This is a genomic window from Stenotrophomonas sp. 05L44_2, from assembly GCF_056665995.1.
The window spans coordinates 1-14,204 of record NZ_JBFTNR010000011.1 but is presented as its reverse complement, the minus strand read 5'-3'; the positions used below and the strand labels follow the sequence as shown (position 1 = coordinate 14,204).

General features: G+C 66.8%; 19 protein-coding genes. 15 read left to right on the top strand and 4 right to left on the bottom strand.

Translation table 11 applies throughout. The features are described from left to right. The coding region (locus AC1VAN_RS00795) for an ATP-binding protein (RefSeq protein WP_480985088.1) at positions 1–916 on the bottom strand (916 nt) is incomplete at its 3' end. Positions 917–1,076: 160 nt separating this feature from the next. Here AC1VAN_RS00795 and AC1VAN_RS00790 point away from each other — a divergent pair. From AC1VAN_RS00790 to truD, 10 genes are all read left to right on the top strand, one after another. After that, a complete protein-coding gene (locus tag AC1VAN_RS00790; RefSeq protein ID WP_025878895.1) occupies positions 1,077–1,310 on the top strand; it encodes a hypothetical protein in 234 nt (77 codons plus the stop codon). 401 nt (positions 1,311–1,711) lie between these two features. Then, complete coding sequence (locus tag AC1VAN_RS00785; RefSeq protein ID WP_025878896.1) at positions 1,712–3,376, top strand: CTP synthase; 1,665 nt, start codon at positions 1,712–1,714, stop codon at positions 3,374–3,376. 88 nt (positions 3,377–3,464) lie between these two features. Continuing rightward, entirely contained in the window at positions 3,465–4,295 is an 831-nt protein-coding gene (kdsA, locus tag AC1VAN_RS00780; protein WP_480985087.1) for a 3-deoxy-8-phosphooctulonate synthase, read from the top strand. Next, positions 4,292–4,639 (top strand): hypothetical protein, encoded by a 348-nt coding sequence (locus tag AC1VAN_RS00775; protein WP_312965340.1) that lies wholly within the window; start codon positions 4,292–4,294, stop codon positions 4,637–4,639. Before kdsA ends, AC1VAN_RS00775 begins: the two co-directional genes overlap by 4 nt. Then, on the top strand, positions 4,639–4,971 hold the full coding sequence (locus AC1VAN_RS00770) for a hypothetical protein (protein WP_032976505.1): 333 nt from the start codon (positions 4,639–4,641) through the stop codon (positions 4,969–4,971). Before AC1VAN_RS00775 ends, AC1VAN_RS00770 begins: the two co-directional genes overlap by 1 nt. Before the next feature lie 97 nt (positions 4,972–5,068). Then, entirely contained in the window at positions 5,069–6,361 is a 1,293-nt protein-coding gene (gene eno / locus AC1VAN_RS00765; protein ID WP_480985086.1) for a phosphopyruvate hydratase, read from the top strand. Positions 6,362–6,365: 4 nt separating this feature from the next. Beyond that, entirely contained in the window at positions 6,366–6,716 is a 351-nt protein-coding gene (gene ftsB, locus AC1VAN_RS00760; RefSeq protein WP_025878900.1) for a cell division protein FtsB, read from the top strand. Beyond that, positions 6,713–7,411, top strand: a complete 699-nt coding sequence (ispD, locus tag AC1VAN_RS00755) for a 2-C-methyl-D-erythritol 4-phosphate cytidylyltransferase (RefSeq protein ID WP_033830799.1) — start codon at positions 6,713–6,715, stop codon at positions 7,409–7,411. Before ftsB ends, ispD begins: the two co-directional genes overlap by 4 nt. A gap of 34 nt (positions 7,412–7,445) precedes the next feature. Beyond that, positions 7,446–7,943, top strand: coding sequence for a 2-C-methyl-D-erythritol 2,4-cyclodiphosphate synthase (ispF, locus tag AC1VAN_RS00750; RefSeq protein WP_025878902.1), 498 nt, complete (start codon positions 7,446–7,448; stop codon positions 7,941–7,943). Continuing rightward, positions 7,940–8,971 (top strand): tRNA pseudouridine(13) synthase TruD, encoded by a 1,032-nt coding sequence (gene truD, locus AC1VAN_RS00745; RefSeq protein WP_032976508.1) that lies wholly within the window; start codon positions 7,940–7,942, stop codon positions 8,969–8,971. Before ispF ends, truD begins: the two co-directional genes overlap by 4 nt. A gap of 141 nt (positions 8,972–9,112) precedes the next feature. Here truD and AC1VAN_RS00740 read toward each other — a convergent pair whose 3' ends face one another. After that, a complete protein-coding gene (locus AC1VAN_RS00740) occupies positions 9,113–9,652 on the bottom strand; it encodes a Smr/MutS family protein (protein ID WP_480985085.1) in 540 nt (179 codons plus the stop codon). A 209-nt stretch (positions 9,653–9,861) separates the two neighbouring features. Between AC1VAN_RS00740 and surE the strand changes: the two genes are divergently transcribed. Genes surE through AC1VAN_RS00720 form a run of 4 tightly spaced genes read left to right on the top strand, consistent with a single transcriptional unit; the run spans position 9,862 to position 12,731 of the window. Beyond that, positions 9,862–10,641 (top strand): 5'/3'-nucleotidase SurE, encoded by a 780-nt coding sequence (surE, locus tag AC1VAN_RS00735; protein ID WP_032976510.1) that lies wholly within the window; start codon positions 9,862–9,864, stop codon positions 10,639–10,641. Continuing rightward, entirely contained in the window at positions 10,638–11,315 is a 678-nt protein-coding gene (locus tag AC1VAN_RS00730; RefSeq protein WP_025878906.1) for a protein-L-isoaspartate(D-aspartate) O-methyltransferase, read from the top strand. The genes surE and AC1VAN_RS00730 overlap by 4 nt, the downstream gene beginning before the upstream one ends. Before the next feature lie 19 nt (positions 11,316–11,334). Continuing rightward, positions 11,335–11,949 carry a YqaA family protein gene (locus AC1VAN_RS00725; protein ID WP_025878907.1) on the top strand — a complete coding sequence of 205 codons (615 nt, stop codon included), beginning with the start codon at positions 11,335–11,337 and terminating at the stop codon, positions 11,947–11,949. After that, complete coding sequence (locus AC1VAN_RS00720) at positions 11,946–12,731, top strand: peptidoglycan DD-metalloendopeptidase family protein (RefSeq protein ID WP_032976511.1); 786 nt, start codon at positions 11,946–11,948, stop codon at positions 12,729–12,731. Before AC1VAN_RS00725 ends, AC1VAN_RS00720 begins: the two co-directional genes overlap by 4 nt. A gap of 464 nt (positions 12,732–13,195) precedes the next feature. Here the strand turns inward: AC1VAN_RS00720 and AC1VAN_RS00715 are convergent, their stop codons facing one another. Further along, a complete protein-coding gene (locus AC1VAN_RS00715; RefSeq protein ID WP_032976512.1) occupies positions 13,196–13,570 on the bottom strand; it encodes an Mth938-like domain-containing protein in 375 nt (124 codons plus the stop codon). Between the two features lie 12 nt (positions 13,571–13,582). After that, positions 13,583–13,888 (bottom strand): ribosome assembly RNA-binding protein YhbY, encoded by a 306-nt coding sequence (gene yhbY, locus AC1VAN_RS00710; protein ID WP_025878910.1) that lies wholly within the window; start codon positions 13,886–13,888, stop codon positions 13,583–13,585. Between the two features lie 64 nt (positions 13,889–13,952). On the opposite strand from yhbY, the gene AC1VAN_RS00705 reads away from it, so the two are divergent. Next, on the top strand, positions 13,953–14,204 hold a 252-nt coding region (locus AC1VAN_RS00705), incomplete at its 3' end, for an SAM-dependent methyltransferase (RefSeq protein WP_480985084.1).

Genomic DNA, 14,204 nt, shown 5'->3' with positions numbered 1-14,204 from the left:
GCTTGACGCCGCGCGGCAGCAGGTTGCGGAAGTCGCAGAACTCGCGCAGCGCTTCGGTCAGGCCGGTGCGCAGGCCGTTGGCGTGGGTGCCGTGCTGTGCGGTGGGAATCAGGTTGACGTAGCTTTCCTGCACCAGCTCGCCTTCCGGCAGCCAGGCCACGGCCCAGTCCACGATCTCGGTGTCTTTCTTCAGGTTGCCCACGAACAGATCAGCCGGCAGCGACTCGCGATCGCCCAGTTCCAGCTTCAGGTAATCGCGCAGGCCATCCTCGTAGTACCAGGTGTCGACCTCGCCGGTGGCTTCGTCGGTCAGCTTGACGGTCAGGCCCGGGCACAGCACGGCCTTGGCGCGCAGCAGGTGCTTGAGCGCGCGCACGGCGAACTTGGGCGTATCGAAGTACTTCGGGTCCGGCCAGAAGCGCAGGCGGGTACCGGTGTTCTTCTTGCCGACGGTGCCGACCACTTCCAGCGGCGAGGCGCGGTCGCCGTTGCGGAAGGTGATGCGGTGTTCGGCACCGTCGCGCTTGATGTGGATTTCCACCAGGGTCGACAGCGCGTTGACCACGCTGACGCCGACGCCATGCAGGCCGCCGGAGAAGGTGTAGTTGTTGTTGTTGAACTTGCCGCCGGCATGCAGGCGGGTCAGGATCAGCTCGACGCCCGGGATCTTCTCTTCCGGATGGATGTCCACCGGCATGCCGCGGCCGTCATCGCTGACCTCCACGCTGCCGTCCTTGAACAGGGTGATCTCGATCGAGCGGGCATGGCCTGCGAGGGCCTCGTCCACCGAGTTGTCGATCACTTCCTGCGCCAGGTGGTTCGGGCGCGCGGTGTCGGTATACATGCCGGGGCGGCGCTTGACCGGGTCAAGGCCGGACAGGACTTCAATATCGGCGGCGTTATAGCGGGCGTTCATCTGTCTTCGAAAGCGTGGAGCGACGGGCAAGTGTGCGGTCTGGACCGGGAATTTGCACGCCTGCGGTTCAGCCTCGTTGGCGGGGAGGGGGTAAAATGGCAACCGCTGGAACCGAACACCGGCGCCCCCCACATCCGAGCCATACCGCGAGGAGGACTCCATGAAGAAGTTGCTGACCATTGCGATCCTGGCTGCCGCCGCTGTTGCAGTGCCGATGGTGCTGGCGCAGAACGCCGGCCAGCCTGCTCCGCAGCAGGGTGACCAGGCCGACAAGGCGCAGTCCGAAGCCGAGGCCAAGGCCAAGCGCCGCGCGCAGGCCAATGCCGAGATGAAGGCCAAGGGCCAGCCGGTGCCGCAGCAGGAAGAAGAGGAAGAGGCACGCAAGAAGAAGTAATTCTTCTGCCCCTCCGAGGCCCTTGCCACAAGGGTTTCCCCCTCGAACGCCCCGCCCAGCGGGGCGTTTCTTTTTGCCGATGGCGCCATCTGCCCCTTGGGTTGGCGGCCATCTATCTGTAAACTATGGCTTTCCGGGAGTAAGTGCGTGTCCACCATTTGCGAATGGGCTGGCACGGCCAAGCGTGGCCTCCAGCAAAGCGGGTCGCAGGTGACGGTCGAAGTGACCGGCACGGCCGCCCCGACCTCGCAGGGTGGTTCCCCGCTGGCGCATTGCGCTGGCCGGGCCCGCACCTCCCTCGCTGCTCCAGCGAACCGGAAAACCCCCTTTCTGCTCCACGCCCGCCCCCCGGGCAGGCGTGGCGCTGCCGTTTTCCATTTCCAGACAGGATGCTTGCAGCCATGACTCCCTTGATTTTCGTAACCGGCGGCGTGGTGTCCTCGCTCGGCAAAGGTATTGCCGCCGCGTCACTGGCCGCCATTCTCGAAGCGCGTGGCCTGAAGGTCACGATGATGAAGCTCGATCCGTACATCAACGTCGACCCGGGCACCATGAGCCCGTTCCAGCACGGTGAGGTGTATGTCACCGACGACGGCGCCGAAACCGATCTCGACCTGGGCCACTACGAGCGCTTCGTGCGCACCCGCCTGAGCCGCAAGAACTCGGTCACCACCGGCCGCATCTATGAGGAAGTGATCCGCAAGGAGCGCCGCGGCGACTACCTGGGCGCGACCGTGCAGGTCATTCCGCACATCACCGACGAGATCCGTCGCTGCATGGACGAAGCCACCGAGGGCTTCGACGTGGCCCTGGTGGAGATCGGCGGCACCGTCGGCGACATCGAGTCGCTGCCGTTCCTGGAGGCGATCCGCCAGGTACGCACCGAGCGCGGCCCGGAAAAGGCGCTGTTCATGCACCTCACCCTGGTGCCGTACATCGCCGCCGCGGGTGAACTGAAGACCAAGCCGACCCAGCACTCGGTGAAGGAACTGCGCTCGATCGGCATCCAGCCGGACGTGCTGCTGTGCCGTTCGGAACAGCCGGTACCGGATTCGGAGCGTCGCAAGATCGCCCAGTTCACCAACGTCTCCGAGCGCGCGGTGATCAGCGTGCCCGACGTCGATGTGCTGTACCGCATTCCGATGGGCCTGCACGCACAGGGCCTGGACGAGATCGTCATCAACCAGCTGAAGCTGGCCGACAAGGCCGGCCCGGCCGACCTGTCGATGTGGGAAGACGCCGTCGATGCCACCCTGCATCCGCTGGATGCGGTGACCATCGCGGTGGTCGGCAAGTACATCGACCACCAGGACGCCTACAAGTCGGTCGGCGAAGCGCTCAAGCACGGTGGCCTGCGTCAGCGCACCAAGGTCACCCTGAAGTGGCTGGAAGCGCAGGACCTGGAAGGCAGCGACATGTCCGCGCTGGCCGATGTCGACGGCATCCTGGTGCCGGGTGGTTTCGGCGACCGTGGCTTCGAAGGCAAGGTGCTCACCTCGCAGTACGCCCGTGAGCACAAGGTGCCGTACTTCGGCATCTGCTACGGCATGCAGGCTGCGGTGGTCGACTACGCGCGCCACGTAGTGGGCCTGGAAGACGCCAACAGCACCGAGAACGATCGCCAGTCGCCGAACCCGGTGATCGGCCTGATCACCGAATGGCGCACGGCCACCGGCGACGTGGAAAAGCGTGACGACAAGAGTGACCTGGGCGGCACCATGCGCCTGGGCCTGCAGGAGCAGCGCCTGAAGCCGGGCACGCTGGCCCGCGAACTGTACGGCAAGGACGTGGTCGCCGAGCGCCACCGCCACCGTTACGAGTTCAACAACCGCTACCGCACCCAGCTGGAAGACGCCGGCCTGGTGATCGCCGGCAAGTCGATGGACGACACCCTGGTGGAAGTGGTTGAACTGCCGCGCGACCAGCATCCGTGGTTCCTGGCCTGCCAGGCGCACCCGGAATTCCTGTCCACCCCGCGTGATGGCCACCCGCTGTTCATCGGCTTCATCCGTGCCGCGCGCGAGCGCAAGGCCGGTGGCAAGCTGCTGCAGGAAGTGCGCGCCTGACTTGTCATGGGGGCCGCCGGCCCCCATCTTGCTCGCTTCAACCCCAGCGCACCGGCACTGCCGGTGTAGCGGACAACAAGGAAACGCCATGAAACTGTGTGGATTCGASGTCGGSCTSGACMAGCCSYTSTTCCTGATYGCCGGYCCSTGCGTGATCGAGTCGATGCAGCTGCAGCTGGATACCGCCGGCAAGCTGAAGGAAGTGACCGACAGGCTCGGTGTGAACTTCATCTTCAAGTCCAGCTTCGACAAGGCCAACCGCACCTCCGGCACGGCCTTCCGTGGCCCGGGCATGGAAGAGGGCCTGAAGGTGCTGGCCGAGGTCAAGAAGCAGATCGGCGTGCCGGTGCTGACCGACGTGCACGAATACACCCCGATGGATGAAGTGGCCTCGGTGGTGGACGTGCTGCAGACCCCGGCGTTCCTGGTCCGCCAGACCGACTTCATCCGCAAGGTGTGCTCGGCCGGCAAGCCGGTCAACATCAAGAAGGGCCAGTTCCTGGCGCCGTGGGACATGAAGCCCGTCGTCGAGAAGGCCAAGGCCACCGGCAACGAGCAGATCATGGTCTGCGAGCGTGGCGCCAGCTTCGGCTACAACAACCTGGTCAGCGACATGCGTTCGCTGGCGGTGATGCGCGATACCGGCTGCCCGGTGGTGTTCGATGCCACCCATTCGGTGCAGTTGCCGGGCGGGCAGGGCACCWSKTCSGGCGGCCAGCGCGAGCATGTGCCGGTACTGGCGCGTGCCGCGGTTGCCGTGGGCATCTCCGGCCTGTTCGCCGAAACCCATCCGGACCCGTCCAAGGCGCTGTCCGACGGCCCCAACGCGTGGCCGCTGGACCAGATGGAAGCCCTGCTCGAGACCTTGATGGAGCTCGATGCGGTGACCAAGAAGCACGGCTTCTCGCGCTTCGCGTGAGCCAGCACCCGCAGGCGGCGCTGGAGATCCAGCGTCGTCGCCGGCGCTGGCGGCAGTGGCCGTGGGGCCCGATCGCACTCGGCCTGGCGTTGCTGTCGGTGTCGGGTGTATTCGCCATCGGCATGCTGTTCGGTGCCGGCATGCGCCCGTCCAGTGCCGGCGGTCCGGTAGTGAACCTGATGCCCTTCGTCATCGCCCTGGCGGTGGCCGAAGTGCTGACCATTTCCGCAGGGCTTTTCGCCGCAGTGCTCGGCTGGCGCCTGAACCGGGGCAGGGTTACCGCTGCACTGGCGATGGTCGTGCTGTCGCTGTGGGCGGGCATCCTGCTGCACGATCTTCTTTGATGAATACGATGCCTGAACCCTCGCGCAGCTGGCCGTGGGGCCTGATCGCCCTGTTGCTGTCGGTGCTCGCCTGGGGCGGCTTGCTCGTGGGCGTGCTGGCCTTCGCCGCCAGCTTCCGTCCGCCGGGGGATGGCAACAACGGCGTGCAGGCCATGCAGTACTGGATGCTGGGCGCGCTGGTCACGCTGGTGCTGTCCTTCGTGGGCAGCCTGGTGGCGATGGTGATGGCCTGGCGACGCCGGCGCGGGCCGGTGTGCGCGACCATTGCCGGTGCCCTGCTGGTGATGCTGGTGTCGCTGCTGCTGATCGTGATCGGGTCCAGCTGGGGCTGAGGCCCATCACGCCATTTGGCAAGTGAGGGGTAGCCGGGGATAATCACGCGGCATTCGTTTTTGTCGCCCCCTCTCCATACAGGTAACCGGCCCGACCATGAGTACGATCCGCAGCATCCATGCCCGTGAAATCCTCGACAGCCGTGGCAACCCCACGCTGGAAGCCGAAGTCACCCTGGAGGACGGTTCGTTCGGTCGCGCCGCGGTTCCCTCCGGCGCATCGACCGGCACCAAGGAAGCGGTGGAGCTGCGTGACGGCGACAAGACCCGTTACCTCGGCAAGGGCGTGCGCAAGGCCGTCGACAACGTCAACGGCGCCATCGCCAACGCACTGAAGGGCTTCGAGGCTACCGACCAGGCCGGCCTGGACCGTCGCCTGATCGATCTGGATGGCACCGAGAACAAGGGCCGCCTGGGTGCCAACGCACTGCTGGGCGTTTCCATGGCCGCCGCGCACGCCGCCGCTGCCTCCAGCAAGCAGGCACTGTGGCAGTACCTGGCCGCCAAGACCGGCGCGACCCCGTCGCTGCCGGTGCCGATGATGAACATCATCAACGGCGGCGCGCACGCCGACAACAACGTCGATTTCCAGGAGTTCATGGTGCTGCCGGTCGGCTTCACCTCGTTCTCCGAAGCGCTGCGTGCCGGTACCGAAATCTTCCATTCGCTGAAGTCGGTGCTGAAGGGCCACGGCCTGAGCACGGCGGTGGGCGACGAAGGCGGCTTCGCGCCGGACTTCCGCAGCAACGTCGAAGCGCTGGACACCATCCTCGAAGCCATCGGCAAGGCCGGCTACACCGCCGGTGAAGACGTGCTGCTGGGCCTGGACGTGGCCTCCAGCGAATTCTTCGAGAACGGCAAGTACAACCTGGTCGGCGAGAACAAGCGCCTGACCTCCGAGCAGTTCGTCGACTTCCTGGCTGACTGGGCCGCGCAGTACCCGATCATCWCCATCGAAGACGGCMTGGCCGARAACGAYTGGGMSGGCTGGAAGCTGCTGACCGAYCRMMTSGGCAAGAAGGTGCAGCTGGTSGGCGACGATCTGTTCGTCACCAATCCGAAGATCTTCCAGGAAGGCATCGATTCGGGCACCGCCAATGCGATCCTGATCAAGGTCAACCAGATCGGTACCCTCAGCGAAACGCTGGAAGCGATCGCCATGGCCGACCGTGCCGGTTACGCCGCCGTGGTCTCGCACCGTTCGGGTGAAACCGAGGACACCACCATCGCCGACATTGCGGTGGCGACCACCGCCACCCAGATCAAGACCGGCTCGCTGTGCCGCAGCGATCGCGTGGCCAAGTACAACCAGCTGCTGCGCATCGAGGAAGCCCTCGGTGCCGGCGCGCGTTACGCTGGTCGTGACGCGTTCGTGTCGCTGAAGCGCTGAGCCGATGCGCGACTGGCGCTGGCTGCTGTTGTTGCTGGCCCTGCTGCTGGCATGGCTGCAGTACCGTTTCTGGTTCGGCCCGGGCAATTCGGGTGAAGTGATGATGCTCGAAGCCCAGGTCGCCAACCAGGAGCGGGACAATGACGGTCTGCAGCAGCGCAACGATGCGCTTGCTGCCGAAGTGAAGGACCTCAAGGAAGGCCAGTCCGCCATCGAAGAACGCGCGCGCAGCGAGCTGGGCATGATCAAGCCCGGCGAGAAGTTCTATCGCGTCGTGGAAGATGCACCGACGCGTCCGGCGCAGCCTGCGCCGGTTGCGGCCCCGGCCGGTGACCATCCTGCGGACGTGCCATGAGCGCGGCGATCTGGGTGGTTGTTCCGGCCGCAGGGCGCGGCACGCGTTTTGGTGCGCCGTTGCCCAAGCAGTACCTGCAGGCGGGCGGGCAGACCCTGCTCGCCCACACCCTGGACGCACTGCTGGCACACCCGGCCGTGGCCGGGGCGATGGTGGTGATCGGTGCGGACGATGCCGACTGGCCGGGCTGGAGCGAATGGGCGGGCAAACCGGTGCTGACCTGCACCGGTGGCGCCACCCGCGCCGCCTCGGTGCTGGCGGGGCTGCAGGCCTTGCCGGACAGCGTGCGTGCCGATGAATTCGTGCTGGTGCACGACGCGGCGCGTCCGAACCTGTCGCAGGCCGATCTTGGCCGCCTGCTGGAAGTGGGCCGCACCGATCCGGTCGGCGCCATCCTGGCCGCGCCGGTACGCGACACGCTCAAGCGTGCTGGTGATGATGGTGGCATCGACGGCACCGAGCCACGTGAGCGCCTGTGGCGCGCACTGACGCCGCAACTGTTCCGCCGCCACCAGCTGATCCGCGCACTGTCCGAGGCCGCTGCCGCCGGTATCGATGTGACCGACGATGCCATGGCCATGGAGCGCCAGGGCCAGCGCCCGCTGCTGGTGGAAGGCAGCGAGGACAACTTCAAGGTCACCACGCCGGCCGATCTCGATCGTTTCGAATTCGTACTCTCCCGCCGCGCCGGCTGACCGCCCGCGCGGCCCTGCTGCAAGGGCTGCATCCATGAGCACCTCCCCGTTCCCGCCCGTCCGTATCGGCCAGGGCTACGACGTCCATGCCTTCGGTGAAGGCGACCACATCATGCTCGGTGGCATCGCGGTGCCGCACAGCTGCGGCGTGCTCGCGCACAGCGACGGCGACGTCATCCTGCACGCGTTGTGCGACGCCATGCTCGGTGCGATCGCGCTGGGCGACATCGGCCAGCACTTCCCGCCCACTGACGACCGCTGGAAGGGCGCGGACAGCAGCGAATTCGTGCGCCATTGCGATGGCCTGCTGCGCGAGCGCGGCTGGCGTGTCGGCAACACCGACATCACCGTGATCTGCGAACGGCCCAAGGTCGGCCCGCATGCGCTGGCCATGCGCGAGCGCATCGGTGAACTGTTGCAGCTGCCGTTGGATGCGGTGAGCGTCAAGGCCACCACGTCCGAGAAGCTGGGCTTCACCGGCCGTGGCGAAGGCATCGCTGCGCAGGCGGTCGTGCTGCTGGTGGCCGCATGATCCCGTTGCCGCTCGCGTTCGGTGCACCGCTGCTGCAGGCGCGCATCCGCACCACGCCGGAAGATTTCCAGGTCGATGAGCTGCCCGCTTTCGAAGCGACCGGTGAAGGCGAGCATCTGCTGCTGCATATCCGCAAGCGTGGCGCCAATACGGTGCACGTGGCCAAGGTACTGGCCAAGTGGGCAGGCCTGCCGGAAATGGCGGTCAGCTATGCCGGCATGAAGGACCGCAACGCGGTCACCACCCAGCGTTTCAGCGTACATCTGCCCAAGCGCGTCGCGCCCGATCTGGCCGAGCTGGCCAGTGACGAGATCGAGGTGATCGACTCCACCTGGCACAACCGCAAGCTGCAGCGCGGTGCGTTGGCGGGCAACCGCTTCAGGCTGGTGCTGCGCGATGTGCAGGGTGACGCGGCGGCAATCGACGAGCGCCTGCAGCAGATCGCCGCGCGTGGCCTGCCGAACTGGTTCGGCGAGCAGCGCTTCGGTCGCGATGGCGGCAACGTTCCCGCTGCGTTGGCGATGTTCGGTGGCCGGCGCATGCGCAAGGACCAGCGTTCGCTGCTGTTGTCGGCGGCGCGTTCGGCCTTGTTCAACCGCGTGCTCGCTGCACGCGTGGAGCAGGGCAGCTGGGACCAGCCGCTGCAGGGCGAAGTGTGGATGCTTGATGGCAGCCGCAGCGTGTTCGGCCCCGAGCCCTACAGCGACGTGCTGGCCGAGCGCCTGGCACGTTTCGACATCCACCCCAGTGCTCCGTTGTGGGGTGAGGGTGAGCTGCGCAGCAGCGACGCCGCCCGTGAGCTGGAACTGGCAGCGCTGGATGATGACGAATCAAAGGCGCTGCGCGCCGGCCTGGAAGAGGCGCGGCTGAAGCAGGAGCGGCGCGCGCTGCGGCTGCGTCCAGCGCTGCTGCAGCACCAGTGGCTGGCCGCTGACGTACTGGAGTTGTCCTTTGCGCTGCCGCCAGGCTGCTATGCCACCGCGGTCCTGCACGAGCTCGGCCCGGTCGAGGACGCGTCGCAGGCCTGACGGAAATGGTGGCGGAGGCGAAGAGCATCCACGCATGCCGTGGATCCACCTTCCTCCGCCCGCCACAGTAGATCCACGCCATGCGTGGACGGGCCGTCAGTAGATCCACGCCATGCGTGGATGAATCCCACCGGCAGAACGTCAGCGCCGCGCCAGCAGCACCAGCATGGCACCGGTCCCGCCTTGTCCGGTCGGGGCGGAATGGAACGCCAGCACGTCGTTGCGCAGGCGCAGCAGGCGGTCCACCAGGTTCTTCAGCACCGGCGCACTGCCATCGGACTGCAGGCCCTTGCCGTGGATGATGCGCACGCAGCCGTACTCGTGGGCGTGCGCCTCCAGCAGGAACTGGCGCAGCATCATCTCGGCCTGCGCGGCGGTGGCGCCGTGCAGGTCCAGTTCGTCCTGCACCGAGTACTGTCCGCGCTTCAAGCGCTGGAACAGGCGTGGCGGCAGGTTGTCGCGCCGGTAGCTGGCAACGTCGCCCGCTTCCAGCGGGGCGTTGTCGCGCAGCAGCCGGGCGAACTCACCGGCGGCTTCTGCGTCGTCGCGCTCGGCMATGCGCGCACGCGGCCTCGGCCGCGGCGCAGCAGGCGCGGGCTCCACTTCCTTGCGCAGCGGCGTCACTTCGCCGATGGCGGCACGGAACAATGCAGCCGGATCTTCGTCTTCAGGGTGCGACATGCGCACAGGGTAAACCGCCTGCGCGGGTCTGCCTATGACCGTTGGATGTCGGCCGTGACCGCAGACAGGGTAGGACCCAGCGCCCGCTTGCGGCACAATAGTCAGCGCACTTGCGGAGCTGCCGCCTCCCTGGAGGAGACGGGCCGGCTTCGCCCACGTTGCAAGGTGACGGGATCGAATTCTTGGAAAATCAAGCGGTTAAATCGAAGATGCGCATCCTGGTCAGCAATGATGACGGTGTCGACGCGGCGGGCATCCGGATGCTTGCATCCGTGCTGCGCGAGGCCGGGCACGAAGTCACGGTGGTCGCACCGGACCGCGATCGCTCCGGCGCCAGCAATTCGCTGACCCTGGATCTGCCGATCCGGCTCAAGCGCATCGACCACTACACCGTGTCGGTGGCCGGCACGCCCACCGACTGCGTGCACCTTGCGCTGACCGGCCTGCTCGAATTCGAGCCTGACATTGTCGTGTCCGGTATCAACAATGCCGCCAACCTCGGCGACGACGTGATCTATTCCGGCACCGTCTCGGCGGCGATGGAAGGACGTTTCCTCGGCCTGCCTGCAGTGGCGGTGTCGCTGGTGACCCGTAACCACGACCCCAAGCATTTCGAGACGGCGGCGCGTGCCGCAGTGGAGATCGTTGCCCGCCTCAAGGCCGATCCGCTGCCGGCCGACACCATCCTCAACGTCAATGTGCCGGACCTGCCGTGGAGCGAGGTCAAGGGCTTCGAAGTCACCCGCCTGGGCAACCGTCATCGCGCCGAAGGCTGCATCGCGCAGAAAGACCCGCGCGGCAACGAGGTGTACTGGATCGGTCCGGCCGGCCGCGAGCAGGACTCCGGCCCGGGCACCGATTTCCATGCGGTGCGCACCGGCTACATTTCGATCACCCCGATCCAGGTTGACCTGACCCGCTATCAGGCACTGGAAAAGGTCGCCAGCTGGGTCGGCGGCCTCAGCGCCGCGCTGGACCGGCCGGCATGAGCCCACGCCTGCGCCTGCAGCCGGAAGCAGTCGGCATCGGCATGACATCGCAGCGCGTGCGCGACCGCCTGGTCGACCGCCTGCGCGAAGCCGGCATCGTCGACGAGTCGACGCTGAACGCGATCCGGGTGGTGCCGCGCCATCTGTTCATCGATGAGGCCCTGGCCTCGCGCGCATATGAAGACACCGCGCTGCCGATCGGCCACGGCCAGACCATTTCCCAGCCGTGGGTAGTGGCGCGGATGACCGAGGCCGTGCTGCAGGTGGCGCCGAAGAAGGTGCTCGAAGTGGGTACCGGCTCGGGCTATCAGGCCGCCGTGCTCGGCGCGCTGGGGCTGGAGGTCTATACCGTCGAGCGCATCGGTGACCTGCTGCGRCAGGCGCGCAAGCGGTTCCGCGCGCTGGGCATGAACATCCGCACCAAGCACGACGACGGCCGCGTGGGCTGGGCCGAGCATGGCCCGTTCGACGCCATCGTGGTTACCGCCGCCGCACCGGCACTGGTCGATGCGCTGGTCGAGCAGCTGGCTGCAGGTGGCCGCCTGGTCGCCCCGGTCGGTGGCGCCGGCGCACAGTCGCTGGTGCAGCTCGACCGCAAGGATGACGGCAGCATCGAACAACGCGTGCTGGCGCCGGTCACCTTCGTGCCGCTGCTGTCTGGCATGCTCGATTGAATCCACGGAGCAGGGTTGCATGAAGATTTTCGGGCCGCTGTACGAGCGGGCGATGAAGTGGGCCGCGCATGAGCGCGCGCCGACCTATCTGATGGTGCTGAGCTTTTTCGAAGCCATCATCTTCCCGGTGATGCCGGAAGTGATGCTGGCGCCGATGTGCGTGGCCCAGCCCAAGCGCGGCTGGTGGTTCGCCACCCTCAGCCTGGCCGGCTCGATGGTCGGCGCGCTGATCGGCTACGCGCTGGGCCACTATGCATTCGAAGCGGTCAAGCCGGTGTTCGAGGCGCTGGGCATGCTGCCGGCGATCGAGCAGGGCATCGCTACCGTGCAGGCGAAGATGGTGGAGTCGCCCTGGGCGGTGTTCACCTTCCTGGTGCTGGGCGGCTTCATGCCGATTCCGATGAAGGTCTTCACGTGGGCATCGGGTATCGTCGGCGTGCCGATGCCGCAGTACCTGTTGAGCATGTTGATCGGTCGTGGCAAGCGCGTGTTCGTGCTGGCTGCGGTCATCCGTATCGGTGGTGCGCGCGCGGAAGCTGCGCTGCGCCGATGGATTGAACCGCTGGGCTGGATCGCCACCGCGTTGGTGGTGGTGCTGATCGCCTGGCTTGTATGGAGGTCGAAGTTCGCATGAGTGCAGATCGTCTGAGCAAGGGAGTGCGCATCGGCGCGCTGGCGTTGCTGGTATCCACCCTGGCCGCCTGTGGCACCGCCACCGTGGTCCGGCCCAGTGGCGGCGGCAGCAGTGGCGTCAGCACGCCGAAGACGTCGGTGCCCAAGCCGGGGCAGACGGTGGTCGTGCGCAAGGGCGACACCATCTATGCGCTGGCCCGCATCCACGACATCACGCCGGCCGACCTGATCGCCTGGAACAACCTGGACAACCCGTCGACCATTTACCCGGGGCAGGTGATCCGCCTGTATCCGGCCGGTTCCGGTGGCGGTCGTGCGCCGACCACCGTGGTCACCGCGCCGCGTCCGGCTGGCAGCACGTCTGGCGGCAGTACCGCGCCGACGCCGGGTCCGGCYGGTCCGGTCAAGAGCAACATCGCCTGGCGCTGGCCGGCCGATGGCGCAGTCGTGGGCCGCTACGTGGCCGGCGATGCRACCAAGCAGGGCGTGGACATCGCCGGCACCAGCGGCGCGCCGGTGAAGGCCACGGCCAATGGCGTGGTGGTGTATTCCGGCGCCGGCCTGGTCGGCTATGGCGAGCTGATCATCATCAAGCACAGCGACCAGTGGCTGTCGGCCTATGGCCACAACCGCAAGCGCCTGGTCAATGAAGGGCAGAGCGTGAAGGCCGGCGAGCAGATCGCCGAGATGGGCCGTACCGGCGCCAACCGGGACATGCTGCACTTCGAGATCCGCTACAACGGCAAGCCGGTTGACCCGCAGCAATATCTGCCGGCGAAGTAACCGGCCGCTCTTTCTCCGGGCGGATCCCCGGCCCGGCGCAGCGCGCCGGGCGTTCGCCAAGGGCGCGTCCCATGGGCCGCAAGCGCCCTCGGCTCACCCGCTACAACGGCAAGCCGGTCGACCCGCAGCAATATCTGCCGGCGCGCTAGCGCGGGCAGATACGCGGGTAGCGCCGGGCCATGCCCGGCGGCTGTACGCCGCAATGGAGCGCTGCCCGAGCATGGGCTCGGACGCTCACAGATGCCGCGATTGCCTTGCGCCTGTAGAGCCGCGCCGTGCTCGGCTGCCTTTCGACCCGCAACAGTATCTGCCGGCGCGCTAGCGCGGGCAGATACGGGTAGCGCCGGGCCATGCCCGGCGGCTGTACGCCGCAATGCAGCACTGCCCGAGCATGGGCTCGGACGCTTACATATGCGCAACGTGTGTTTCAGGTGGCGCCGGGCCATGCCCGGCGACCTCGGGCCTCAGCCTTCCAGGATGAAGGCGGCCGCCACCTTGCGGCCTTCGCCGGCAAGGATGTTGAAGGTACGTGCGGCAGCCGGATTGTTCATCACTTCCAGTCCGATACCGCGCGACAGGCAGGCGGCCATGACAACCGCCGGCGGGAACGCCTGGCGCTCTCCGGTGCCGAGCAGTATCAACGCCGGCTTCAGTGCCAGGATCGGCTCCAGGTCAGCCACCTGCAGCGCCGCGACATCGGTCACCGGCCACTGTTCGACCAGCTGGTCCGGGGTCAGGAAGAAGCTGTTGCCCAGAACGCGATCATTCACCCGTGCCGAGCGACCGTCAGCGGCGCGCAGGCTGTAGGCGTAGTCGGGCAGTTCGTGGTTCAGCTGCATGGCAGGGTCCGATCAGCCGCGCGGCAGCACGATCTGGCGGTGTTCCTTGCTCGGGCGATACAGCACGGCCACATGGCCGATACGCTGCACCAGCGCACTGTCGGTGGCCTGCACGATTTCGCCGATCATCACGTCGCGGGCGTCACGGTCTTCGGCGGCAACCTTCACCTTGACCAGTTCGTGGCGTTCCAGCACTTCGTTCAGCTCGGTCAGGAAGGCCGGAGTGACGCCCTTGCCGCCGGTCTGCAGCAGGGCCTTCAGGTCGTGGGCTTGGCCGCGCAGGAAACGGGTCTGGGAAGGGGTCAAGGCAGTGGGCATGCAGAAAACACGGTTGAATGGGACGATCAGGGTATCATGGCGACCCCATCAGCCCCTATTTCCAATGGCTACCCGCAGCAAAAGCAGCCAGCGCTGGCTCAAGGAACACTTCTCCGATCCCTTCGTGAAGAAGGCCCAGGCCGAAGGCATGCGCTCCCGTGCGGCCTACAAGCTTGAAGAACTGCTCGAACGTGACCGGCTGCTGAAGCCGCACATGGTGGTGGTCGACCTCGGCGCGGCCCCAGGTGGCTGGTCTCAGCAGGTGCGGAGACAGATCGGCGATACAGGCCGCGTGCTGGCCCTGGACATCCTGGAC

What these genes read in the sequence shown, in the direction of transcription:
- ispD (WP_033830799.1), top strand. Translation starts at nt 6,713, where the DNA reads ATGAGCGCGGCGATCTGGGTGGTTGTTCCGGCCGCAGGGCGCGGCACG.
- ftsB (WP_025878900.1), top strand. Translation starts at nt 6,366, where the DNA reads ATGCGCGACTGGCGCTGGCTGCTGTTGTTGCTGGCCCTGCTGCTGGCA.
- truD (WP_032976508.1), top strand. Translation starts at nt 7,940, where the DNA reads ATGATCCCGTTGCCGCTCGCGTTCGGTGCACCGCTGCTGCAGGCGCGC.
- surE (WP_032976510.1), top strand. Translation starts at nt 9,862, where the DNA reads ATGCGCATCCTGGTCAGCAATGATGACGGTGTCGACGCGGCGGGCATC.
- AC1VAN_RS00715 (WP_032976512.1), bottom strand. Translation starts at nt 13,570, where the DNA reads ATGCAGCTGAACCACGAACTGCCCGACTACGCCTACAGCCTGCGCGCC.
- yhbY (WP_025878910.1), bottom strand. Translation starts at nt 13,888, where the DNA reads ATGCCCACTGCCTTGACCCCTTCCCAGACCCGTTTCCTGCGCGGCCAA.
- AC1VAN_RS00770 (WP_032976505.1), top strand. Translation starts at nt 4,639, where the DNA reads ATGAATACGATGCCTGAACCCTCGCGCAGCTGGCCGTGGGGCCTGATC.
- ispF (WP_025878902.1), top strand. Translation starts at nt 7,446, where the DNA reads ATGAGCACCTCCCCGTTCCCGCCCGTCCGTATCGGCCAGGGCTACGAC.
- AC1VAN_RS00785 (WP_025878896.1), top strand. Translation starts at nt 1,712, where the DNA reads ATGACTCCCTTGATTTTCGTAACCGGCGGCGTGGTGTCCTCGCTCGGC.
- AC1VAN_RS00725 (WP_025878907.1), top strand. Translation starts at nt 11,335, where the DNA reads ATGAAGATTTTCGGGCCGCTGTACGAGCGGGCGATGAAGTGGGCCGCG.
- AC1VAN_RS00790 (WP_025878895.1), top strand. Translation starts at nt 1,077, where the DNA reads ATGAAGAAGTTGCTGACCATTGCGATCCTGGCTGCCGCCGCTGTTGCA.